The 20,151-nt window shown below is 52.9% G+C and carries 21 protein-coding genes and 1 pseudogene; 14 read left to right on the forward strand and 8 right to left on the reverse strand.

The window, feature by feature from the left end:
* Positions 1-21: 21 nt before the first annotated feature.
* Positions 22-1,263: a ubiquinone biosynthesis hydroxylase gene (locus JCM12308_RS22395; protein WP_054785139.1), complete on the reverse strand. Its 1,242-nt coding sequence runs from the start codon at positions 1,261-1,263 to the stop codon at positions 22-24.
* Positions 1,264-1,390: 127 nt separating this feature from the next.
* Here JCM12308_RS22395 and tesB point away from each other — a divergent pair, with 127 nt between their 5' ends.
* Positions 1,391-2,272, forward strand: coding sequence for an acyl-CoA thioesterase II (gene tesB / locus JCM12308_RS22400; RefSeq protein ID WP_008550619.1), 882 nt, complete (start codon positions 1,391-1,393; stop codon positions 2,270-2,272).
* Between the two features lie 50 nt (positions 2,273-2,322).
* Here tesB and JCM12308_RS22405 read toward each other — a convergent pair whose 3' ends face one another.
* The gene (locus JCM12308_RS22405; RefSeq protein WP_054785140.1) at positions 2,323-2,787 is read right to left on the reverse strand and encodes a YccF domain-containing protein; all 465 of its coding nucleotides are present in this window, start codon (positions 2,785-2,787) and stop codon (positions 2,323-2,325) included.
* A gap of 281 nt (positions 2,788-3,068) precedes the next feature.
* Between JCM12308_RS22405 and JCM12308_RS22410 the strand changes: the two genes are divergently transcribed.
* Positions 3,069-3,449, forward strand: coding sequence for a VOC family protein (locus JCM12308_RS22410; RefSeq protein ID WP_054785141.1), 381 nt, complete (start codon positions 3,069-3,071; stop codon positions 3,447-3,449).
* 85 nt (positions 3,450-3,534) lie between these two features.
* Here JCM12308_RS22410 and tlpA read toward each other — a convergent pair whose 3' ends face one another.
* The gene (gene tlpA, locus JCM12308_RS22415; RefSeq protein WP_008550307.1) at positions 3,535-4,218 is read right to left on the reverse strand and encodes a thiol:disulfide interchange protein TlpA; all 684 of its coding nucleotides are present in this window, start codon (positions 4,216-4,218) and stop codon (positions 3,535-3,537) included.
* Positions 4,219-4,247: 29 nt separating this feature from the next.
* Between tlpA and argH the strand changes: the two genes are divergently transcribed.
* The 5 genes from argH to JCM12308_RS22440 all read left to right on the forward strand — a co-directional run bounded on the left by argH (position 4,248) and on the right by JCM12308_RS22440 (position 10,874).
* A complete protein-coding gene (argH, locus tag JCM12308_RS22420; protein WP_014283209.1) occupies positions 4,248-5,648 on the forward strand; it encodes an argininosuccinate lyase in 1,401 nt (466 codons plus the stop codon).
* A 139-nt stretch (positions 5,649-5,787) separates the two neighbouring features.
* Positions 5,788-6,057 (forward strand): LPS translocon maturation chaperone LptM, encoded by a 270-nt coding sequence (gene lptM, locus JCM12308_RS22425; RefSeq protein WP_008550189.1) that lies wholly within the window; start codon positions 5,788-5,790, stop codon positions 6,055-6,057.
* 48 nt (positions 6,058-6,105) lie between these two features.
* On the forward strand, positions 6,106-7,377 hold the full coding sequence (gene lysA / locus JCM12308_RS22430) for a diaminopimelate decarboxylase (RefSeq protein ID WP_054785142.1): 1,272 nt from the start codon (positions 6,106-6,108) through the stop codon (positions 7,375-7,377).
* A 96-nt stretch (positions 7,378-7,473) separates the two neighbouring features.
* Positions 7,474-10,119, forward strand: coding sequence for a TIGR02302 family protein (locus tag JCM12308_RS22435; RefSeq protein ID WP_054785143.1), 2,646 nt, complete (start codon positions 7,474-7,476; stop codon positions 10,117-10,119).
* A gap of 131 nt (positions 10,120-10,250) precedes the next feature.
* Positions 10,251-10,874, forward strand: a complete 624-nt coding sequence (locus JCM12308_RS22440; protein ID WP_054785144.1) for a TetR/AcrR family transcriptional regulator — start codon at positions 10,251-10,253, stop codon at positions 10,872-10,874.
* Here the strand turns inward: JCM12308_RS22440 and JCM12308_RS22445 are convergent.
* On the reverse strand, positions 10,871-12,199 hold the full coding sequence (locus JCM12308_RS22445) for a S41 family peptidase (RefSeq protein WP_054785145.1): 1,329 nt from the start codon (positions 12,197-12,199) through the stop codon (positions 10,871-10,873). The genes JCM12308_RS22440 and JCM12308_RS22445 overlap by 4 nt on opposite strands.
* A 105-nt stretch (positions 12,200-12,304) precedes the next feature.
* Positions 12,305-12,883: a TetR/AcrR family transcriptional regulator gene (locus JCM12308_RS32550; protein WP_054785146.1), complete on the reverse strand. Its 579-nt coding sequence runs from the start codon at positions 12,881-12,883 to the stop codon at positions 12,305-12,307.
* A 135-nt stretch (positions 12,884-13,018) separates the two neighbouring features.
* Between JCM12308_RS32550 and JCM12308_RS22455 the strand changes: the two genes are divergently transcribed.
* Together JCM12308_RS22455 and JCM12308_RS32555 are read left to right on the forward strand one after the other, a co-directional pair.
* The gene (locus JCM12308_RS22455; protein WP_208978868.1) at positions 13,019-13,672 is read left to right on the forward strand and encodes an SDR family NAD(P)-dependent oxidoreductase; all 654 of its coding nucleotides are present in this window, start codon (positions 13,019-13,021) and stop codon (positions 13,670-13,672) included.
* The gene (locus tag JCM12308_RS32555) at positions 13,669-13,794 is read left to right on the forward strand and encodes a hypothetical protein (protein WP_280138415.1); all 126 of its coding nucleotides are present in this window, start codon (positions 13,669-13,671) and stop codon (positions 13,792-13,794) included. Before JCM12308_RS22455 ends, JCM12308_RS32555 begins: the two co-directional genes overlap by 4 nt.
* Before the next feature lie 96 nt (positions 13,795-13,890).
* On the opposite strand, the gene JCM12308_RS22460 is transcribed toward JCM12308_RS32555, so the two are convergent.
* Genes JCM12308_RS22460 through JCM12308_RS22470 form a run of 3 tightly spaced genes read right to left on the reverse strand, consistent with a single transcriptional unit; the run spans position 13,891 to position 15,818 of the window.
* Positions 13,891-14,289: a response regulator gene (locus tag JCM12308_RS22460; protein ID WP_008550372.1), complete on the reverse strand. Its 399-nt coding sequence runs from the start codon at positions 14,287-14,289 to the stop codon at positions 13,891-13,893.
* Between the two features lie 15 nt (positions 14,290-14,304).
* Positions 14,305-14,850, reverse strand: a complete 546-nt coding sequence (hpt, locus tag JCM12308_RS22465; RefSeq protein ID WP_008550534.1) for a hypoxanthine phosphoribosyltransferase — start codon at positions 14,848-14,850, stop codon at positions 14,305-14,307.
* Positions 14,847-15,818 carry a zinc-ribbon domain-containing protein gene (locus JCM12308_RS22470; RefSeq protein WP_164845348.1) on the reverse strand — a complete coding sequence of 324 codons (972 nt, stop codon included), beginning with the start codon at positions 15,816-15,818 and terminating at the stop codon, positions 14,847-14,849. Before JCM12308_RS22470 ends, hpt begins: the two co-directional genes overlap by 4 nt.
* 413 nt (positions 15,819-16,231) lie before the next feature.
* Here JCM12308_RS22470 and ftsE point away from each other — a divergent pair.
* The 5 genes and pseudogenes from ftsE (at position 16,232) to JCM12308_RS22495 (ending at position 20,138) form a co-directional block, all read left to right on the forward strand.
* Positions 16,232-16,890 (forward strand): annotated as a pseudogene (gene ftsE / locus JCM12308_RS22475) (cell division ATP-binding protein FtsE).
* A 25-nt stretch (positions 16,891-16,915) separates the two neighbouring features.
* The gene (locus tag JCM12308_RS22480; protein ID WP_037037258.1) at positions 16,916-17,956 is read left to right on the forward strand and encodes a cell division protein FtsX; all 1,041 of its coding nucleotides are present in this window, start codon (positions 16,916-16,918) and stop codon (positions 17,954-17,956) included.
* 101 nt (positions 17,957-18,057) lie between these two features.
* Positions 18,058-18,765: a YdcF family protein gene (locus tag JCM12308_RS22485; RefSeq protein ID WP_208608888.1), complete on the forward strand. Its 708-nt coding sequence runs from the start codon at positions 18,058-18,060 to the stop codon at positions 18,763-18,765.
* A 64-nt stretch (positions 18,766-18,829) separates the two neighbouring features.
* A complete protein-coding gene (locus JCM12308_RS22490; RefSeq protein ID WP_008550395.1) occupies positions 18,830-19,609 on the forward strand; it encodes a lysophospholipid acyltransferase family protein in 780 nt (259 codons plus the stop codon).
* A 157-nt stretch (positions 19,610-19,766) separates the two neighbouring features.
* On the forward strand, positions 19,767-20,138 hold the full coding sequence (locus JCM12308_RS22495) for a hypothetical protein (RefSeq protein WP_208608887.1): 372 nt from the start codon (positions 19,767-19,769) through the stop codon (positions 20,136-20,138).
* Positions 20,139-20,151 lie beyond the last annotated feature (13 nt).

Below are 20,151 nucleotides of genomic sequence, written 5' to 3' on the forward strand. Positions count from 1 at the left end.
CGTGTATGACCTAGAGCAGAATTAAAGCGGATTACCGAGGAGCAGTTTTGGGGAAGGGCCGGCCATGCCTGCTGCTTCGCCGATGAAGTGCTTTTTCAGGAACGGCATACGCTCAACAAGACCGAGGCCGAGATCGCGGACAGCGCGGACCGGGTCGATGTTGTTGGAGAACAGACGGTTCAGCACATCGGTGGTCATGCCCATCTGCCATGTGTCGAAGCGGCGCCAGCTCTGGTAGCGTTCCAGAATGTGTGCCGCACCGATATCGAGGCCGAGGCGATGCGCGTCTACAAGCACCTCTGAAAGGGCTGCAACGTCTTTGAAGCCGAAGTTGAGGCCCTGACCGGCGATCGGGTGGATGCCGTGAGCAGCGTCGCCTGCCAGCGCGAAGCGGTTGGTGACGAAGGAGCGGGCCAGCACGAGGTTGAGCGGGAAGGCCTGACGCGGGCCGTCCAGTTTGATTTCGCCTAAGTGATGACCGAAGCGGCGTTCCAGTTCGATCTCGAAGGTGAACTCATCGCCATTGACCAGGCGGTTGGCTTCGTTGGTTTTTTCGGTCCAGACGATGGAAGAGCGGTTGCCTTTCAGCGGCAGGATCGCGAATGGGCCGGATGGCAGGAAGTGTTCTTCTGCGCGGCCATTGTGTGGGCGTTCATGCGCCACAGTGGTAACGATGCCGCTCTGATTGTAGCTCCAGCGGTTGCAGTGGATGCCTGCCAGGTCACGGAGTTTGGAGCGCACACCATCTGCTGCCACGATGAGACGGGACTGGATGGTTTTGCCGCTGCCGAGTGTGATGTTGACGTGGGCAGGTTCGACGGCGAAGTCTTTGACGCTGTCTGGTGCGAAGATGTGAACACCAGCATCTGTGGCTGCATCATGCAATGCGCCGACCATGTGGTTGTTCTGCACCATGTGAGCAAATGGTTCGCCTTCATCAACATCGCCTGCGAATGTGAGGAAGACGGGGCGCACGCTGTCGTGCAGCTTGCTGTCTGTGACGATCATTTCGGTGATCGGCTGGGCTTCGTCTTCCAGCTGGTACCAGATGCCGAGCTGATCGAGCATACGGACGGCGCCTGCCGCGATGGCAGAAGAGCGTGGGTCATTCTCAATTGCTGAACGTGGACGCAGGTCAACGAGGGCGACTTTCATGGAAGGTTCTGACTGCTTCAAAGCAAGTGCGAGCGAGAGGCCAACATAACCGCCGCCGCCAATGGTGACGTCATAAAGCTCTTCAGTGGCGGTTTGCTTCTTGCTCATAGAACTGTTTCCTGTAATCGTTTGCCCGATAACCATTAGGTTAGCCCAATTGATCGTTGACACTATCGATATAGCGCCACACTACTCACATGCAATCGAAATCACTACAAAAATAGGTTTGTCTGCAATGACGAAGGCTGTTGAAAATCTACTGGACCTTTTGGATCTGGAGAAATTAGAGGAAAATCTGTTTCGCGGGACAAGTCCACAAAGCGGCTGGCAGCGTGTTTTTGGTGGACAGGTGATTGGTCAGGCCCTCGTTGCAGCCTCCCGTACGGTTGGCGCAGAGCGGCAGGCAAACTCGCTGCACGGGTATTTTCTGCGTCCGGGTGATCCGAAGGTGCCGATCATTTATGAGGTGGACCGTATTCGCGATGGTGGCAGCTTTACAACGCGGCGCGTTGTGGCGATCCAGCATGGCCATGCGATCTTCTCCATGTCCGCTTCCTTCCAGCGCGTTGAGACGGGTATGGAGCATCAGATTGAGATGCCGGATGTGCCAATGCCGGAAGACCTGATGCCGATCTCTGAAATCTCCGATGAGCTGATCTCAAAGGCGCCGGAGCCGGTGCAGAAGTACTGGAAGCGGGAGCGCCCGATTGAGCTGCGTCCTTTGGATCTGGGGCAGTATTTCTCTCGCAAGAAGCAGGAGCCGGTGCAGCATGTTTGGGTTCGTGCGGCCTCCAAGCTGCCGGATGATCCACGCATTCATCAGTGCGTGCTGGCGTATGCTTCGGATATGACACTGTTGGATACGGCGCTGTTCCCGCATGGCATCAACGTGTTTGTGCCAAATCTTCAGGTGGCGAGTTTGGATCACGCCATGTGGTTCCACAGCGACTTCCGCTTTGATGAGTGGCTGCTTTACACGCAGGATAGCCCACGCTCAGCTGGTGGCCGTGGTTTCAGCCGTGGCAGCCTTTATACGCGAGATGGTGTGCTGGTGGCGTCTGCCGTTCAGGAAGGCCTGATGCGGATGAGGGATCGTCCGGTGCCGGGTAAGGGGTAGGTAGAAAGCGATAAAGAGGAGCTTCTTGTCTCCTCTTTATCGAAGCAAAATTATGCTCTGTAGCTCTCAAGCGTTGCTTTAGCTTTGTCTTGGCGAACCAACTCAGCAAGCTCAGTGGTCACAACACGACGTCCTACAGGCCAAAGTGAGATACCCGCAAGTTTGAATGCTTGGATACCGAATGGGATACCAATAAGCGTAATGCAATTCAAAAGACCAGCGATCAGATAAGCAAGAGACAGTGAAAGGCCAAATGGGAACCAAAGGATATTGAAGATCAGGCCAAATGCACCAGACAACACAGTTGTTGTCGTTGCTTCTTTGTTGTCCAGATCGCGGATGTGAACCACTTCTTTGCCGAAAGGCCATGCAGACAGCTTAGCCATTTCAATAGCTGCTTTTGTGTATGGCAAACCGATAATCGTGATTGCAAATAAAACACCATATAGAAGCCACATAAGAGCTAGCAGCCAGCCCCCAAAAATAAACCAAATAACATTACCCGCGTAGCGCATGTTCCACTCTCTAAATTGCAAAGTACACAAACGAGACACATTTAGCTAAATATCGTTAAAGTTGCAATTTATAATGCGAGAATCTTAGGTTGATATTCTGGATGATCCACGCATTCACAAGTGCGTGCTGGCTTCTGCCGTCCAGGAAGGCCTGATGCGGATGAGAGATCGTCCGGTGCCGGGTAAGGGGTAAGATCAAAGATATTGCTCGGTGCAAAGGCTATTCTGAGATTGCAGCAATCTGTTTGTTTCTTTGATTTTCAAGATAACGGGGTGTGAGCATGTTTAAGCCCAATAGCGTTATTCTCTATGTCGACGACGTTGAGAAAAGCACCGAGTTTTATACGGACGTTCTGCAAAGTGGCCCGATTGAGAGGTTTCAGGAGTTTTCTCTGTTCTCTTTGGGGGAGGATGTCACTCTCGGGCTGCAATCTGCACAAGGAATTGATCCGAAACCTCAACCATCCTTTGGAGGGTTTGAGCTTTCGCTGAGTGATGTGAGCCGGGAAGAGGTGGATCAGGTTTACAGTCTCTGGAAAGAGAAAGGTATTCCGATCGTTCTGGAGCCCACTGATCTGGATTTTGGCTACACGTTTGTGGCAACCGATCCTGATGGGCATCGGTTGCGGGTCTGCGCGACTGATACGACGAACGTGAGTTAGTATCTCTAACCGAAAAGCGATGTCTGCCTTTTGGCGATATGCGATAGAGCCTGCTCCAGAGAATTTGAGGCAGGCTCTTCAGCTCTTAATTTGCCTGAGCGGTTTTGTGTTCTTTTTGTCCGGCCAGTGCGGCGTTGACGAGGGTGAAGGCTTCTGGGGCTGCCCAGTCGGCAGGGCCGAACATGGTGCCGATTTCGCAGCCATCTTCACCGATCATGATTGTGCTTGGCAGGCCAGGAGCTTTGCCTTTGGTGCGCAGGTCGTTAAAGGTCTTCATAGTGTGGTCTGAGAAGTAAGCCAGATCCTTCACGCCGATATCATTCAGGAACTTCAGCGGTTTCGGATTGTTCTCGCCGCGGTCCATGTTCACAGCGATGACGTTGAACTCTTCGTTGCCGGCTTCTCGCTGCAGTTTGTCCAGATGAGGCATTTCTTTACGGCACGGCGCGCACCATGTGGCCCAGAGGTTGAGCAGTTTGGTGCCCTTCAGATCCGCCATGGTGATGAGGTTGCCGTCTGCATCGTTGAATTTCAGCTCAGACAGATTCAGAGGCTTCTCAGCAGGCAGAAAAGCGGCGACTTCGCCTGTGGTCAAACCCTTGAGATTTTTTGCGGTATTCATTGAAGAAGAGCAGGCGAGGGCTTGTGGATCCTCACTTTTTTGCTGATTAAGCGCCCATACAGCTCCGCCTACGACGACAAATCCAGCTAATGCTGCAATAAGCCCTTTTCCGAGGCCGAACTTTCCGGTAACTGTCAGTTTCTTCATATTAAACCCAAATCATAATGAGGCTAGACATGAGCAACCGCATGTGGGGGGGCCGTTTTGCGGAAGGGCCAGATGCAATCATGGAAGAGATCAATGCTTCCATCGATTTTGATCGTAAGCTCTACCGACAAGACATAGCCGGATCCAAGGCTCATGTTAGCATGTTGGCTGCACAGGGCATCGTTAGCGCAGAAGATGCCGAAAAGATAGCTCAGGGTCTAGACACAATTCTGTCAGAGATCGAGGAAGGCACTTTTACCTTCTCCCGTGCGCTTGAAGACATTCACATGAATATCGAAGCGCGTCTGGCAGAACTGATTGGCCCGACCGCTGGCCGTCTTCATACAGCTCGTTCACGTAACGACCAAGTTGCCACAGATTTCCGTCTTTGGGTACGCGACTCTTTGGACGATCTTGAGGCACAGGTGACAGACCTGATGCAGGCGCTCGCTGAAAAGGCTGAAGAGCACGCTGCCGTTGTGATGCCGGGCTTTACACACCTGCAGTCTGCGCAGCCGGTGACATTTGGCCACCATCTGATGGCTTATGTTGAAATGTTTGCTCGTGACCGCTCCCGCCTGCAAGATGCGCGGGCGCGTATGAATGAGAGTCCGCTGGGCTGTGCGGCGTTGGCTGGTACGTCTTTCCCGATCGATCGTGAGATGACTGCGGCTTCTCTGGGTTTTGACCGCCCAACAGCAAACTCTTTGGATGGTGTTTCCGATCGTGACTTTGCGATTGAAGCGCTGGCGGATGCTTCCATCTGTGCGATGCACCTGTCCCGTCTGGCAGAAGAAATCGTGATCTGGTGTTCTGCTCAGTTCGGTTTCATCAAGCTTTCCGACAAGTTCTCGACCGGCTCTTCCATCATGCCACAGAAGAAGAACCCGGATGCTGCTGAGCTGATCCGCGCGAAAACTGGTCGTATTTATGGCGCGCTGAATTCTCTTCTCGTGATGATGAAGGGTTTGCCGCTGACCTACTCCAAGGACATGCAGGAAGATAAAGAGCAGGCGTTTGACGCTCTGCCAAACCTGTCTCTGGCGCTTGCAGCCATGACCGGCATGATGCGTGACCTTGAGCCGAATGTGAAAACGCTGAAGAAAGCGGCGGGTTCTGGCTACTCCACCGCGACTGATCTGGCAGACTGGTGTGTGCGTGTGGTTGGCATGCCATTCCGTGACGCTCACCATGTGACTGGTGCACTTGTTAAGATGGCTGTCGATAAGGGCGTGGACCTGCATCGCCTGACATTGGAAGAGATGCAGAGCGTTGAGCCGAAGATCACAGACGATGTCTACAGCGTTCTTTCCGTTGATAAATCTGTTCGTAGCCGTGTCTCTTATGGCGGCACCAGCCCGGTGAATGTGCGCAAGCAATCCCGCCGTTGGCTGAAGCAGCTTGAGCGTGAGCAGAAGACGGAAAAGTAAGTCTGTTCCATGGATGATCTTGCAGTCACCGTTGTTACGGTGCAGAAATAAAACTTAGAGTGGGCTCGGGTTTGTCCGAGTCAGTCATTAGGTCGAATTTCTGGTTTGGTAAGATCATCCAGATTGGAGCAGAGAAAACATGAGCTCGCAAGGCATGAAAGACATTACAAAAAGCCGTAGTTCCAAGCTTTTGATTGGCCTCACAATTGTTGCACTCGGTCTGAGTGTTTCCGCTTGTGGGCGTAAAGGCAGTTTGGAAACGCCAAGCCAAGCTCGGGCGACTGCAGATGGTGCACCGCCACCCCTGAATGATGCTCCTGCGCCGCAGATTCCGGATGAGAAGGACGAAAGTCTGTTTCTTGATCCGCTGATCGGTGCGGACGAAGATGATCCAGACTTCAATTTTTAGACTGGTTCGCTAAGCCCGTTTGGGCAGAGCCAGCGCAGAGGACCTACATTGCATTACTTTGAGTTCAAGGATGGCGTGCTCCACGCTGAAGACGTTGCGCTGACTGAAATTGCAGCGGAAGTTGGAACCCCATTTTACTGCTATTCCCGCGCAACCTTTGAGCGTCACTTCAAGGTTTTTGACGGTGCGTTTGATGGAATAGATCATCTGACCTGTTATGCAATGAAGGCGAACTCCAATATCGCCATTCTGACGGTGTTGGCTAAGCTGGGTGCTGGTGCGGACGTTGTTTCTGAAGGGGAACTGCGTCGTGCACTGAAGGCAGGTATTCCAGCCAACAAGATTGTGTTCTCTGGCGTTGGTAAGACCCGTCAGGAAATGCGGTTTGCTCTGGATGCAGGAATCCTGTGTTTCAACGTGGAATCCGAGCCTGAGCTGAAGCGTCTTTCCGAAGTTGCTTCTGAGATGGGCAAGGTTGCACCGATTTCTCTGCGCATCAATCCGGATGTGGATGCAAAGACCCACGCCAAGATCTCTACCGGTCTGGCTGCGAACAAGTTTGGCATTGCCTGGGACCGTGCACGCGCTGTTTACAATGAAGCTGCGCAGTTGCCGGGCTTGAAAGTGACCGGTATGGACATGCATATCGGTTCTCAGATCACTGAGCTGGGTCCGTTTGATGATGCTTTGGAACGCCTTGGTGTGCTGATTGGCATGCTGAAGGAAGATGGCATTGAGATCGAGCACCTTGATGTGGGTGGTGGTCTTGGCATTCCTTATGGAGGCGGAATTGAGGCGCCGCTGCCAACGGAATACGCAAAGATCGTTCGTAAACACATTGAGCGTCTTGGCGTTACGCTGATTACCGAGCCTGGCCGTTTGATCGCAGGAAACGCTGGTATTCTCGTTACCGAAACGATCTACCGTAAAGAAGGTGAAGCGAAGAACTTCGTCATCGTGGATGCTGCGATGAACGATCTGATCCGCCCAACTCTTTATGAAGCACACCATGACATTGGTGCGGTGAGTGAAGAACGCCAGAATGGTGAGCAGATGCTGGCAGATGTTGTTGGGCCAGTTTGTGAAACCGGTGACTACATTGCTCGTGACCGGGAATTGCCGAAGTTTGAGGAAGGTGATCTTCTGGCGGTTTATTCCTGCGGTGCTTATGGTGCGACGCAATCCGGCACATACAACACCCGTCTTTTGGTGCCTGAAGTTTTGGTTGATGGCGACAAGTTTGCGATCATCCGTCAGCGTCCAAGCTACGATGAGTTACTAAATCAAGACGTTGTGCCGAACTGGGTTGAAAAGGCTTAACTCTGTTTGAAAGCCCCTTAGGTTTGCCAGATTGCTGATCTACGTTAATCGCCGTATGCTCAAAAGAAAAAGCAGGCGGCGGTTAGCGAGGCCTATGTGACCCATCAGAATGAGAATGGCGGCAATAAAAACCTAAAGAATGCCATAGCTTCAGCAAGTGAATTGCGAGAGCATAAGAAGCACTATGGCGATAGCTCTGTGGCATCCGGCCTGTGGCAGTCCCTGTTTTCTCAAAGATTACCCTATCGATTGAAAAGGCTGGCTTTTAAAGCGCGGCTTTATTTGTTCTGGGAGCGGTTCTGGCCTTCCATTCAGATGCCGCTCATTGTTGCCTGTCTGTATGTGGCTGTCAGCTTTCTAGGGCTGTGGCAGTTGCTTGGATTTTATGGCTCTGCTTTTGTTTCCATCCTGTTTCTCGCTGTTTTCATCTGGAGTTGCTATCCGCTTTTACGTCTCAGGCTGCCCAGTGAGGCGGAGGGACTGCGTAAGGTTGAGCTTGCCAGTGATCTGCCACATCGGCCTTTGCTCTCTTACAAAGATGAGCAGGCAACCGGGATGGATGATGAGGAAGCGCTGGCGCTTTGGTCTGCCCACCAGAAGCGGTTGCGTGAGCGGCTGAAGAACCTGCGCGTTGGAGGTGTTAACCCGCGCGGCTTTACCAAAGATCCTTACGCCCTGCGGGTTTTTGCCGTTATGTTGCTGGTGGTTGGCTATTCTGTTTCGGATGCGAACCGTTGGTCCAGCCTGTTGGCGCCGTTCCAGTCTCAGGGTGTGGGTAGCGTTCTGCCTGCGCGTATCGATGCGTGGGTGACACCACCGGCTTATACGGGTGAAGCGCCTGTGTTCCTGAGCGGGGATGCCAATCAGCTGAGGGATTCCCGGGATGCACTCTCCATTGCCAGTGGCAGTGAGGTGTTGGTTCGGGCGCAGGGAACGGGCGATTTCTCGGTTATCTATTTCTCCTCTCGTGGTCATGAAGTTTTGGAACCGGAACGGGTGCAATCCGGTGCTGGTGAAGGTTCTGAAGAGCTGACAACGACGGAATGGCGCTTTCCTTTGAACTCCAGCGGACGTCTGCAGATTTTGCAGGATGACTCGCCAACTTACTCCTGGAAGATCGCCATTCGCCCGGACTTGCCACCGCGCATTCGGTTGTTTGATGATCCCGAAGAGCAGCTTTCCGGCAGTTTGAAGCTGACCTATTTGGTGCAGGATGATTATCGCGTGGTCTCTGCCGAAGCGATCATGGAGAAGGTTCAGCGCGGAGATGATGAAGAACAAGGCCGCTCTCTGGTGGAGGCGCCGCGGTTCAATCTGAGCCTGCCGCCAAAGGACTCCAAAATGGCGGTTGGACAGACCTTTCAGGATCTGACTGCGCATCCGTGGGCCGGATCTGAAGTGGCGCTTGTGTTGGTTGCCCGGGATGAGGCCGAACAGGAAGGCCGCTCGCAGCCGGTTTACATCAAGCTGCCGGAGCGTCGGTTCAACAAACCACTGGCCCGTGCTGTAGTGGAGCAACGCCGTAATCTGGCGATGAATGTTGAGAGCTACCCTCAGGTGGTGGATGCGCTGGACATGCTGATGATTGCGCCGGAGCGTTTCATCGATGATGCAGGCTCTTATCTGCCGCTGCGCTTTGCCTATGCCGAGTTGGTTGCCGCCAAGACGGATGAGCAGCTGACGGACATGCTGGACGTGCTTTGGAATGTGGCGCTGACCATTGAGGATGGTGGCTTATCTGCTGCTGAGCGGGCTTTGCGTGAGGCGCAGGAAGCCTTGCGGCGGGCTTTGGAGCAGGGTGCTTCGGAGCAGGAAATTGCTGAGCTGATGAGTGATTTGCGCAAGGCACTGGATGATTATCTGAAATCAATGGCTCAACAGATGCGCGAGAACCCGCAGCAGCTTGGCCAGATGCCGATGGATGAGAACTCCCAGCAAATTACGCCTCGCGATCTGGATGACATGCTCCGCCGCATGGAAGAGCTGGCAAAAACCGGCTCTTTGGAAGCTGCTCGTGAACTGTTGGCGCAAATGCAGCAGATGCTGGAGAACATGCAGAACGCGCAGCAGCAACAACAGGCCCCAAGCCAACAGCAGCAGGAGATGTTGCAGGCTTTGGAAGATCTCGGCGAGATGATCCAGAAGCAGCGCAATCTGATGGACGAGACGCACCGGTTTGATCCGGATAGCCAGCAGCGTCGGCCCGGTCAGCGCAATGAGCAGCAGAACAAGCGTGGTCAGGGTGGTGAGATGACCAATGAGGAGGCGCAGCAAGCCTTCCGTGACTTGCAGCAGCAGCAGCGCAACCTTTCTGATGATCTGCAGAAACTGCTCGATAAGATGGCCAATAGTGGCGCCAAGCCGAGCAAGGATCTGGATAGCGCAGGCAACTCCATGGAGGATGCTGGAAAGGCGCTGGGGGCTCAACAGGCTGAAGAGGCTGTCTCTGAGCAGAGCCAGGCCCTGGAATCCCTGCGTAAAGGCGCTCAGCAGCTCGCAGAGCAGCTTGCCGGACAATCTGGTGGAAGAGGGCAGGCAACCAATTCTCCGCTCAACGAAGACCCGCTGGGGCGTATGCGCCGTGTGGAAGGGCCTGAGTTTGGCAGTCAGGTGAAAGTGCCTGATGAGATTGAGGTTCAGCGGGCGCGGCGTATTCTGGAAGAACTGCGTCGTCGACTTTCTGATCCTGACCGCCCACAGCTTGAGCTGGAGTATCTGGAACGTCTGATGAAGCGCTACTGATTGGCGGCTTCGGGATGCTTTAATGAATGCTTAGAAAACTGGATTGACCTCGATGCTGGTCCTTCTGGTTTTCTTTGCCATTTGGCGGCTCCTTCATTGTGGTGCCTGCTTTAGTTCCTATACTTCGCTCCATGAGCACAGACCCATGCAAACCTGAAGTTCTGGCGCACATCATCGAAGACGTGATGGACGACTGCATCCGGGTGTTTGTGCTCAAGGGGCTGGAAGCGTGCTCCATGGAGGACTTCTATCAGGCGTGCGGGCCACATCGGGCTTATGTGGAGGAGCATTTCACCACCAAGCATGACTTCTGTGCGGCGATGCTGATGTGGTGGCTCAACAGCGTGTTTGCTGAGCTGAAGAGCACGATCTCCCTGCATTCCAACCTACGCGCTGCTGTTGAGGCGGTGCTTTATGAGTTCATCGATATCTGCATAAACCATCGTGAGAGCAGGCATGCTGATAAGTTCTGCGTGCTGGACAACATGACCTTGTTTGACGAGGAGCTGCTGGCCAAGTTCGCGATGTATTATCAGGAAGGCGTGAAGCACTTCCGGCTGAAGTTCGTTGATCTGAAAAGCGAGCTGAAAGACCCCGATGATATCGAAAAGCTGCTGATCTTCTATGTGATGATCATTGAAGGGCTCTACGTGCTCGTGCGCCGTGGCTTCTCCCGCGAGATGCTCTTCGAATACGCCGACATGAGCCTGCATACACTCGAATTTTATGAGAAGCGGCCAACGGATTTGAGTTAGGTGTGGACGGTTTTAGCCAAGAGCTGTTGTGCAAGCGCCAGTGCTGGGTCTTTGCCTTGCTGGATATCTTCTGTGGTGGGCATGACCGGGTGGTCTGGCTGGATGCCGATGCCTTCGAACTGGGTGCCATCCGGAAAGGCTGTTCGTTTGGTGGAGACCATCAGCTGAGTGTGCGGCAAGGGGGCTTCGAAGTAGGGCTGGCCGGTTGAGCCTGCGGACGCCTCACCGATGATTGTTGCGCGGCCGGAATGTTTGAGAGGGATCAGCAGATCCTCAGTTGCTGAGCAGCTGCCAACATCAATCAAAACAATCAGTTGTCCCCGGAAGGGCTCGGGATCTACCGGGATGGTTTCACCGTTTGTGAGCTGCTGCATGGTCGTGGTTTGGGCGTTGGGTTGTTTGTGGTGTGCGGAGAGTTTGCCGTTTTGGAATGCGGCCAAGCCTTGTTGTGCTTTTTCCAGTGCTGTGAACTGAGGTGTGCGCTCCTGCCAAATCGGGATGGACTCAAGGCAAAGTTTCTTCATCAGCCTCATAGGTGTATCCCCACCGCCATTACCGCGCAGGTCAAGGATCAGAGGGGAGCGGTTGTCGAGTTGACTGAGGAGGGTGAAGGCCTGCTCTTCAAACTCCGGCTTTGCGAAGCTGCCGACGATCAGGCGTGGATGTTGGCCTGTGGTGTCGAGCTCAGCCTTGTTCTGGTGCAGGGACGGATTTGTTGCTCCTTTGCGGGAGATTAGCAGCTTTCTGCCATCTGCGAGGGTGAGGTCAAGCTGGTCTGGAAAGAGAAAGCTGTAACCTCTCAAGAGATTATAGGTGGCCGCTTCTGGTTTTGAAGCGCTGACGAACTTTGTGTAGTGCGAGAAGAACTCATCTGCAGGGAGTGCGTTGACCTCTTTGATCACCTCTCCGTGGTGCAAATCTGGTCGTGTGGAGCTGCAAACTGTCCAGACCTGATTGTGAGGTACTGCTGCTGAAGCGGGCAGAGGGCGGGCCCAGAAGCCAAAGCTGGCGTTCTTTTGAAGTGTATGATCAATGAAGAGGGTGTGAGCGTTTTGTAAGCGGGCCAGATAGCCTTGGGTTGCCAGCAGGAAATCTCGACGGTCCTGCGCTTCTTCCAAGGCGTTGAGGTAATCAAAATAGAGATCAGCGTTGCACAGGTCCGGGATGTTTTCCCAATGCGCAAAGCAGCTTTCAATAGCCTGATAAATCCGGCTTGCCGCGTAGTGCTTTAAGGCATGTGATATTGGTGCTGCCGGGTCATCCAGTTCTTTCAAAGCCTCGGACAGCATTGGAGGTTCTGCACAATCTGCTGATGCATGTTCCATGGAAAAGCTCGCTCAAAATCAGAGATAAAGTATGCAGATAGAAGATCAGGAAACTGTAGATTTGTACAGCTTTCTGATCCCGGAGCTTTTCGTTTGGCCTGTGCTTTAGCCGTCAACGTAGGATTGGATGGATTTGGCCAGATAGGCGATTGTTTCGGTTTGTTTTTCGTCGTTGAGGGCTGTGGTGCCAATCATGCGGCGCATCATGTCGAAACCGAGGATCTCTGAGAAGATGAGGGCGGCGCGTTGGTCCGCGTTTTCTCCACCAAGCCACTCAGCGAGTTTGCCGACATACTCTTCGTTGGCGCGGCGGCAGAGCTCCGGGCCAACCACATTGCTGCTGACAGAGCGGATCATAACAAGAGTGGAGTCCAGCTGATCGTCTTTGAGAGGGCGGGTGGCAAGGCGTTCTGCAATGCGCTGGCCGAAGGTTTCTCTGTCGCCTTCTGTTAGTCTCAATAAATGGTCTTCTGACTGGGTTGCCTTGAAAAACAGCTGTTCCTTTGAGCCGAAGTAGCGGTTGATCAGTGCTGCGTTGACGCCTGCATCTCGTGCAATATCCCGCACGCCCACACCGTCAAAGCCTGAAGCCGCAAAGTGCTTTTGTGCTGCGGACAAAATAGCCGCGCGTGTGGCCTCGGCATCACGGGACTTTTCGGCTGCTTTGGTTTCTTTGGCTGTCATTTTGATATGTAAACACTTGTTGACTTATATTTGGCGAGTTTGTAACCAAGTGTTTACTTAGTAGATTTGGAGTGGCTTGCAAAGCCCAGGCTGCGGGTTGATCGTGGTGGCACTCCAGAAAGCAGGAGCAAAACCATGGGCAAAGTTGCTTTGATAACCGGGGCTTCCAGTGGGATCGGCCGAGAGCTGGCGCGTCTTCATGCGGAAAAAGGTGGAGATGTCATTCTGGTAGCGCGCCGAGGGGAAGTGCTGCGCCAACTGAAAGATGAACTGGAAACTGCGTGGGGTGTTCAGGCTCAGGTGATTGAGGCTGATCTGGTCGATGAGAAGGCGCCACGGATGATCTTTGAGGCCGTGGAAGCAAGTGGTTGGGAGGTTGAGTATCTGATCAACAACGCCGGTTTTGGTGGTCGCGGCAAGTTTCATGAGCGTGACTGGCAGGACGAGCGGGACATGATGCAGGTGAATGTGGTGTCCCTTACAGCGCTTACCCATCTGTTCCTGCCGCAGATGGTGGCGCGGAATTCCGGGCGTATTCTGAATGTGTCTTCTACGGCGTCTTTGCTGCCGGGGCCGATGAAGGCGGTGTACTACGCGTCAAAGGCGTTTGTGACCAGTTTCAGCAACGCCATTGCTGAGGAGCTGCATGACACCAGGGTTACGGTGACTGCGCTTTTACCGGGTGCAACAGACACTGAGTTTGCAGCGCGATCAGGCATGGATAAGACCCGTCTGTTTGATAATGCTGCTTCGGCCCGGTCTGTGGCGCTGGATGGCTATCAGCCATGATGGCAGGCAAGCTCACTGTGATTTCCGGTATGTCGTTTGGGCAGAGGCTCGCGCTGCATTTAGTACCGTTTACACCGAAGAAGGTGTTGCTGCGCGAAGTGCGGAAAGTGCAGGGCGGCTGAGCTCTGATACACAAAACGCGATCGCTCGGGGGAGGGATCGCGTTTCAGAAACTTTATTGGGCTCTTTATCCGAAAATCGGATGACGCTTTTCAGCGTTATGCAAAAGCGGATTGCGGAGAGCTTTCTTCCTCACCTGCCAAAGCTGTGGTGACGGCTTTTCTGACTTCTACCAGTGAAAATGGTTTGGTCAGAACGTCCTTTACGCACTTGCCGACTTCTTCTGAGCGTTCACGCTGGTCTGCGTAACCGGTCATCAAAAGGATTGGCAGGCCCGGATAGCGAGCGCTGCTTTGCATAGCAAGTTCGATCCCATCCATCTCCGGCATTCTGATGTCGGAGAGCAAAAGGTCAAACTTGCCCTGCTGTTGCAGCAGCACAAGAGCGGCTTCGGCGCCATCTTCCACGGCGGTCACTTTGTGCCCGTCCAGCTCCAATGCACGTTTTACAAAGGCGCGGACCGCATCATCGTCTTCCGTCAGAAGTATGTGAGCCATTATAGCCCCCCTCGTTTACTCGTCACCTTCCTGCGGCACGTAGCCGATGAATGGCAACTGTCTCCATGCATGCCCCATGTCCATGCCATAGCCGACAACGAATTTGTCCGGGCAATCGAAGCCCGTGTAATCCGATTGGATATCGGCTTTTCTGTGACCAGGCTTGTCCAGGAATGCAGCTATCCGGACAGACTTGGCTCCACGATCGGCGATCATGTCGCGTGCAAACTTGAGTGTGCGACCAGATTCGAGAATGTCATCAATCAAAATGACGTCGCGTCCGGTTACATCGCTTTGGATATCGCGGAGGACTTTGATCTCTCCTGACGACACCGTCCCACTTCCATAACTTGAAAGGTGTAAAAATTCCATTTCCGGAACGGAACCTACTCTGTGCAAAGCACGAGCAAGGTCAGCTGCAAAAATGAAGCTCCCTTTCAAGACTGCTACGAGGAGGAGGTTGTGAGGGTTGTCCTGTGCGATAGCTTCTGCGATCGCTTTTACGCGACCAGCAATAGCTTCTTCATCAAACAGCACGCGGATTTCCGGGTTACCGGTCATCTAATGCTCGCTCTTTTCTTTTGGCGCTCAACAAAGCGCAATTGAATGTCGGCGGCTCGCTCTGGCGGATTATTCAACCGAGCTCTGAACCGTGTTTTATCACCTGGTGCAAGCCAATCTTCTCTTGGCTCAACAATCCAGGAGTGTATCTCTTGCGTATCCTGAGAGCGTAAGGCCAGCTTGATCGCCGGAATGTACGTCTCGCTTCTTGTAATATTCTCTACAGAGCCTTCCACAACAAGCACGACAGAGCCGTCCTCAACCTCACGGAAGGTTCTCAGATCCTTAAATACAAGACCACGCAGATTTACGGTCATACCAGCCAACTGGTAAAGACCAGCCAAATCGGGGAAGGTTCTTACTACAGATTCACGGTATTGCACCGCTGCAAAACAGAGTGCGAGTGAAGCAGCAAGAAGGCTCGCTCCCAGCAGGCCTTTCGCGCTTATAACACCTGATTTGCGGGATGACTTAGTTTTTTTTCTAGATCTTCCGTTGGGCTTTTGGGATTTGCCCTCAGATTTCTTATTGTCTTCTGCTTTGTCCTCGTCAGAACCTGCTGGATCTTCAGAAGCTTCATAAGAATTGTTGGCACCGGCTGCGGACTTTTCGCTGGTGTCCTCATCCTTAGAACCATTTGAATCTGAAGAGTCTTCTTTGGGTTTTACGGCAAGATCTTCTTCGGAGAATGCTTCGTGACGCTCCGCTTTCTCTCCGATACCGGCCCAATCGGTTTCATCAAAACCTTCGGAAAAGGAGGGTTCTTTGCGGTCGTCATCGGGTGTTGAATTGTTGTGTACTTCGCTCTGTGCACCCAGGGCTTCGGCCCAGTCGTCTGCTGTTTCTTCCTCGCGTGAGACATGCCAGATGTGGTTGCAGCTGGCGCATTTAACTTTGCGGCCAGTGTCTCCAACCTTGTCAGCGGGGATCTCATAGGCAGTATTACATTGAGGGCAGATAATTTTCATCGAGCGTGGTCCAAAGCGATTTGCCATTAATATGGATTGGCTAAACCGCTTAAATCCTTCATTTTCTAGCGTATTCTCTCAGCAGAGCAGGCAGGGAATACGTCTCAGAGCCACCAGATATGCAATATACTCACAAGTACTCAAAAGGGCAGGCTTTGACTAGCCTAAATACAGGGGCATGGAGTCAGATTGAGTGCCTAAACTAATTCTCTTGAACCTATCAGGGCATTTATATGCTTAATGAAGTGTTAATTTATTCAAGGGATATCCAAAGGAACAGGCTCGCATAAATTTGCATGGGTAATCTCACTCTAAAATTGAACGCGAGAAAATTATTTTTTAGAGTGATTTGCACGAGTTTGGCCTCATTGTTCTGATAAGGCGGAACCTCACGTCTGCTAGGGGAATTTTCGGTGATACGCTTTGAGAATGTGGGACTTCGGTATGGAATGGGCCCTGAAGTGCTTCGGGATCTGACCTTTTCCATTGAGCCGCAATCTTTTCAGTTTCTCACCGGTCCTTCAGGTGCTGGTAAAACCAGTTTGCTGCGTCTGCTGTTTCTCTCCATGCGCCCAACACGCGGTCTGATCTCCGTTTTTGGCAAGGACACCACCAAAATCACCAAGTCTGAGCTGCCTTCGATGCGTCGGCGGATTGGTGTGGTGTTTCAGGATTTCCGCTTGCTGGACCATCTGACCACCTACGAAAACGTGGCTCTGCCGCATCGCGTTGCTGGGAAATCTGAGGCGGAATATCGTCCTGATGTGATTGATCTGCTGAAGTGGGTAGGGCTGGGTGACCGTATGCATGTGCTGCCGCCGGTGCTTTCTGGTGGTGAAAAGCAGCGTGCTGCGATCGCGCGGGCGTTGATTACGCGGCCTGAAGTTCTGTTGGCGGATGAGCGACGGGTAACGTGGATCCGCCACTGGCGCGTCGTTTGCTGCGTTTATTCATTGAGCTGAACCGGCTTGGTACCTCCGTGGTGATCGCGACCCACGATTTCCACTTGCTGGAGCAGGTGGAAGCTCGGCATCTTATTCTCAACGACGGGCGGTTGGCTGTTCATGACTGATACTCAGCAAAGACGAGAGCCGCCTATGTCAGGCCCCAAGAGAGCGCCAGCTGGTCAGAAAAGACCCGGACCGCCTCGCAAAGGGCCGCCGAAAGGCAAGGGCAAGGGTGGGCGTCCGGTTAAAAAGGCTGCTCCCGCCAAGCCTTCTCCGCTGAAGTTTCGTTCCCGAGAAAAGCCAGCTCCGATTGTTCCACCGCAGGCGATTTCTGGTCAGGCGCTTATGCTCGTTGTGGCGATCATGAGCTTTTTGGCGTGTTTGACGGTTGGTTTTGTGGCGATCGTCAATGATGCAGCCAATGACTGGACCAATGATTTGGTGCGTGAAGTGACAGTGCAGATCCGTCCTGCTGATGGCGTGAATATGCTGCAGGAGATTGATCGCACGCTGGCGCTGGTCCGAGAGTTTCCGGGTGTTGGAGAAGCGCGTGCTCTCTCTGATGAGGAGACCAAAGGATTGCTTCAGCCGTGGCTGGGGGCTGGGTTGGAGCTTGAGGAACTACCGGTTCCCCGGTTGGTTCTGGTAGAGATCAATGATCCTGAACTGTTGGACCTTGCTGAGATGAAGGCCCAGATTGAGCAGGATATCCGGGCTGCATCGGTTGATGACCACCGCGTCTGGAACCGTCAGCTGTCTGCTATGGCGAATACCGCGGTTTTGGTGGGCTTTGGTATTCTGGTGCTCGTGCTGTTTTCTATGGTGCTCTCTGTTATTTTTGCGACGCAGGCAGCGATGTCTGGCAATAAGGATGTGGTTGAGGTTCTCCACTTTGTTGGGGCAGAGGTCAGCTTTATTGCTTCTGAATTTCAGCGGCACTTCCTGTGGCTTGGTCTTAAGGGCGGAATCATTGGTGGCACGATTGCGGCTGTCAGCTTCCTGATCATCGGGTTCTTTGGAAGTTCTGATGTAACCTCAGTGAGCGGAAACCAGGTGCAGGCGCTGTTTGGGTCGGCTCAGGTGGGCACGATTGGTTATCTTGGTGTTGTTGCCGTTGTGGCTCTGGTGGCGGTGTTGACTGCGCTCACATCCCGTCTCGCTGTCCACAGACATTTGGCAAATATGGATTAAGCGCCGTTTTCTTCCCATTTTCGCCAGTTCTGATATGTAGTCAGGAAATTATTCGTTCAGGTTTGTGGCTATAAGCATGTAGCCACATCATGGAGCATTCTTTGAATACGCGCGATACTGCGGCCAATTTTAAAGCACCCGGTGAGCAAGAACCGGTATCAGCCAGCGCTGGGAAGCGTTCTGGCAGAAAGTCGTTTGTGCGGCGCGCAGTCCGTTTCTTCTTTCTGTTGTTTCTGATTTGCTCCGTTGCGTTTGCTGCGGGCTTCCTGTGGTTTGTGGAAGTATTGCAGCCCGCTGTTCAGGCCGTTGTGCCGAAGCACGCGGATGGCATTGTTGTTTTGACGGGTGGTCGTGACCGGATTTCGCAGAGTCTGGATCTTCTGGAGACAGGTAGCGCGAAGCGGCTTTTGATCTCTGGTGTGCATCCGTCGACGAGTGCGAAGCAGATTGCTCGGCTTAACTCCAAGCGTATGTGGCTGTTTGATTGCTGCGTTGATCTGGACCGGAAAGCGCTCAACACGATCGGAAATGCTGAGGAGACGGCGAGCTGGGTCAGAAAAAATCAGTTCAACTCGCTGCTGGTGGTAACCAGCGCCTATCACATGCCTAGAGCATTGGCAGAATTGCAGGTTCGCCTGCCAGAAGCCGACCTCTATCCAAGTCCTGTCTACCATAAAGAGCTGGATTTAGAGCATTGGTACGAAAGTTCTTCAATAACAAAGCTTCTCCTGCGCGAATATGTGAAGTATATCCTCGTTCGGCTGCGAGTTGAGCTGGATACTGTCTTTCCGGTAAAACACTCCTCTTAACTTCGTAAAGTAAACTCTGAATTCGCTTTGGCGGGGGCCATGCGGATATGGTTGTGAAGGTATTATGATCGTCCTGCGTTCTATTCTCTTCAACGTGCTGTTTTACATCAGCACCTTGATCATCATGCTGGCATGTATGTTCCTGTTTGTGCTTCCTGTTCGGTATTGCTGGTGGCTTATTCCGTTCTGGGCGCGCACAGAAAAGTTCTTGCTGCGTTGGGTTGCAGGGGTAAAGTCTGAAGTGAAGGGACTAGAGAACATCCCTGACACCGGCTGTATCATTGTTTCCAAGCACCAATCTGCCTGGGAAACTTTTGCGCTTGCAGAGTATTACCGTCAGCCGACTTATATTCTGAAGAAGGAACTGCGCTATGTTCCGTTCTTCGGTTGGTACCTGATGAAGTTCCGCCAGATCCCAGTTGATCGTGGCAAGAAAGGCAAAGCGCTTTCAGAAATGTCCAAGAAGGCTGCTGAGGCGATTGCTGAAGGCCGGAACATCGTCATCTATCCAGAAGGTACGCGCCGCCCTGCAGGGGCTGAGCCGCAGTACAAGTATGGCATTGTGCACCTTTACAAGACGCTGAACTGTCCGGTTGTTCCAGTTGCGCTTAACTCTGGTGTGTATTGGCCGCGCCGCCGGTTCTTCCGTTTTCCGGGTACGATCACAGGTGAGTTCCTTGAGCCGATCCAGCCGGGTTTGCAGCCTGATGAGTTCTTCAAAACTTTGCAGGAACGCATCGAAGGTGCTTCGGATCGTTTGCTGGATGAGGCTGAAAAAGCGACGCCAGATAACATCATCATCAAAGAAGCTCGTGCACGACAGGCAGAATATAAGAAAAAATAAAGATTTTGCGTGGAAATCAGATGTTTCAAAGGAAGAAGGCCGCCTTTGCCTTAAAGGCGGCTTCTTTTTTGACAATGCTCTGGCTCAACTTGTAATATGTTCGCAGTTTGTTCTATAAAGTACTATGGGAAGTAGCAGGAGAAATCAGGAGAGTGCGTTGCAGTACTCGTTGTTTGATGATCACTTGCCGAGTGGAACGTCTCCACGGGTGTCAGAAGAGTTAGGAGCGGGCAGTCAGTTCAAGTACTGGTCTGGCGCCTCTGGCCATCGTTACCTCTTTACCCGGATCTCTCCGGAAGAGGTTGCTGACTACGCAGAGAACCTGGTTCTGATCACAGACAAGAAGAGCGAAGCGGTTCTTTGGCTTGGCCACCAGGGTATGTCGAATGACAAGACCCCGATGCCAGCGCTGAAACCTTCGCAGGATGCATACGTACATCTTTTGGCAGAAGACAGCGCGGAGAGGGATCGCGCTCATAATGATCTGCGTACGGGGATCTTTTCTTATATCAAGCCGGAAGACGAATAGTCCGATCTGCGCT

The organism is Pseudovibrio denitrificans JCM 12308, assembly GCF_001310815.1.
In the GTDB taxonomy this organism is placed as follows: Bacteria; Pseudomonadota; Alphaproteobacteria; order Rhizobiales; family Stappiaceae; genus Pseudovibrio; species Pseudovibrio denitrificans.

Coding starts and splice junctions, on each gene's coding strand:
- JCM12308_RS22455 (WP_208978868.1), top strand. CDS start 13,019: ATGGGCAAAGTTGCTTTGATAACCGGGGCTTCCAGTGGGATCGGCCGA.
- hpt (WP_008550534.1), bottom strand. CDS start 14,850: ATGACCGGTAACCCGGAAATCCGCGTGCTGTTTGATGAAGAAGCTATT.
- JCM12308_RS22490 (WP_008550395.1), top strand. CDS start 18,830: ATGATCGTCCTGCGTTCTATTCTCTTCAACGTGCTGTTTTACATCAGC.
- JCM12308_RS22460 (WP_008550372.1), bottom strand. CDS start 14,289: ATGGCTCACATACTTCTGACGGAAGACGATGATGCGGTCCGCGCCTTT.
- lptM (WP_008550189.1), top strand. CDS start 5,788: ATGAGCTCGCAAGGCATGAAAGACATTACAAAAAGCCGTAGTTCCAAG.
- JCM12308_RS32555 (WP_280138415.1), top strand. CDS start 13,669: ATGATGGCAGGCAAGCTCACTGTGATTTCCGGTATGTCGTTTGGGCAG.
- JCM12308_RS22395 (WP_054785139.1), bottom strand. CDS start 1,263: ATGAGCAAGAAGCAAACCGCCACTGAAGAGCTTTATGACGTCACCATT.
- JCM12308_RS32550 (WP_054785146.1), bottom strand. CDS start 12,883: ATGACAGCCAAAGAAACCAAAGCAGCCGAAAAGTCCCGTGATGCCGAG.
- JCM12308_RS22410 (WP_054785141.1), top strand. CDS start 3,069: ATGTTTAAGCCCAATAGCGTTATTCTCTATGTCGACGACGTTGAGAAA.
- JCM12308_RS22480 (WP_037037258.1), top strand. CDS start 16,916: ATGTCAGGCCCCAAGAGAGCGCCAGCTGGTCAGAAAAGACCCGGACCG.
- tlpA (WP_008550307.1), bottom strand. CDS start 4,218: ATGAAGAAACTGACAGTTACCGGAAAGTTCGGCCTCGGAAAAGGGCTT.
- tesB (WP_008550619.1), top strand. CDS start 1,391: ATGACGAAGGCTGTTGAAAATCTACTGGACCTTTTGGATCTGGAGAAA.
- JCM12308_RS22440 (WP_054785144.1), top strand. CDS start 10,251: ATGAGCACAGACCCATGCAAACCTGAAGTTCTGGCGCACATCATCGAA.
- JCM12308_RS22405 (WP_054785140.1), bottom strand. CDS start 2,787: ATGCGCTACGCGGGTAATGTTATTTGGTTTATTTTTGGGGGCTGGCTG.
- JCM12308_RS22470 (WP_164845348.1), bottom strand. CDS start 15,818: ATGAAAATTATCTGCCCTCAATGTAATACTGCCTATGAGATCCCCGCT.
- argH (WP_014283209.1), top strand. CDS start 4,248: ATGAGCAACCGCATGTGGGGGGGCCGTTTTGCGGAAGGGCCAGATGCA.
- JCM12308_RS22445 (WP_054785145.1), bottom strand. CDS start 12,199: ATGGAACATGCATCAGCAGATTGTGCAGAACCTCCAATGCTGTCCGAG.